The 1,474-nt window shown below is 24.4% G+C and carries 1 protein-coding gene; it reads left to right on the top strand.

Annotated features, from left to right (window positions below; genetic code table 11):
* Nucleotides 1–125: 125 nt before the first annotated feature.
* On the top strand, nucleotides 126–1,474 hold a 1,349-nt coding region (locus L988_RS13115; RefSeq protein WP_047384953.1), incomplete at its 3' end, for a hypothetical protein.

Genomic DNA, 1,474 nt, shown 5'->3' with positions numbered 1-1,474 from the left:
AGACTTTTAAAAGGTTATAAAAATACTTTTAATCAAAAATTAGATATAGATAATCTTAGAAATCCAAGATTAGTAATAACAGATATGGAAGGAATTAAAATTTTAGAAAAGGGGATAGGGAAATAATGAAAAAGAAAAATACTATTATTTTTTTAGGAATTATCGCACTTTTACTTGTTTCAGCAAAATATATTCCTAAAAAAAATGCTGAAGATATAACGCAATTTGAACCAAAAGAAATCCAGGCTAATGAGATTAAAAATCTTAAACAAGAGAATATTATTTTAAAAAATATTGAAAATATTGAAGTTAATAATTTTGTAGATGAAGATATAAATATTTCAATAAATCAAGATAATAAAAATGAGAAAGTAGCAACTGAAGGTCTTAATAATAATAAAATCAAAAATCAAAAAATAAGACAAGCTACAGCTAGAGAATTAGAAGAACTAAAAGCAAAAGGACTTATAAGTGAAGAAGAATATTTATTAGAAAATGGGGGTGAAATAAATCAAGATGGTATTCATCTTTTTTCATTATACGTAAATGGAGATAAAAAAAGCGAGTCTTATTCTCCATTTATAGAGAATGAAAAGGTTTATTTTCCCCTAATCACATTTTTTGAACTAATAAATTTTAGAAATTTTGAAAGAATAGAAAATAATGTAAATGCAAAGCTAGGTGATAGCCTAGAAGATGTAGTTATAGACACAAAAAATAATAGAATTTTAAAGAATAATCAAGAATTAAAACTAACTTCTGATAGTATCAAAGCCTTTGATGGAGATATTTATTTGGAAAAAGACATCTTTAGAAAATTATTTTTAACTAATCTAGCTCTTTCTAAAGAGAAAGAAAAAATTAATATGACATTAAATTTTTCAACACCTGAAGAAATAGGAATAAGACAAAATAACAATGAGAGGTTATTAAAAGAAGGGAAAACAACAAAAGATATTCTTTATACAAATGATAAAAAGTTATTTGAATTAGGATATTTAAGAACAGAGCTTAATCAAATTTTTAAAAAGAATGAATATGAGAAAAATGGAGATTGGCAAAGTGATTGGGAAGCCAATCTTGAATATCAAGGAGCTTTTCTTTATGGAGAAATAACAGCAAATTATGATGTTAGAAACCATATGTTTGAAGATATAAAACTAAGATATGACGATATTTATAAAGGTCATACTTTGGAAATTGGAAATTATAAATACATGGATAGTGGAGCTAGAGAGTATGATATATCTTTTAAAAAAGATAAGGGATATATAGTAACAGGTTCTAAAAATTATATTATAAAAGAAAATGTACCTCTTGGAAGTAGAGTTGAACTTTTATATATGGGTATCATAATAGATATTCAAAATGCAACGAATGGGGTAGTGGAGTTTAAAAATGATGAAATTAAAGAGGATAGAAGTTATCAATTAAAAATTTATACTCCTGATGGAAAAATTTTAATAAAAGATAT

Origin of the sequence: Cetobacterium sp. ZWU0022, from assembly GCF_000800875.1 — a bacterium.
GTDB lineage: Bacteria > Fusobacteriota > Fusobacteriia > Fusobacteriales > Fusobacteriaceae > Cetobacterium_A.
Note: the sequence above shows the minus strand (reverse complement) of the source record. Positions and strands in the feature narration are given on the sequence as shown.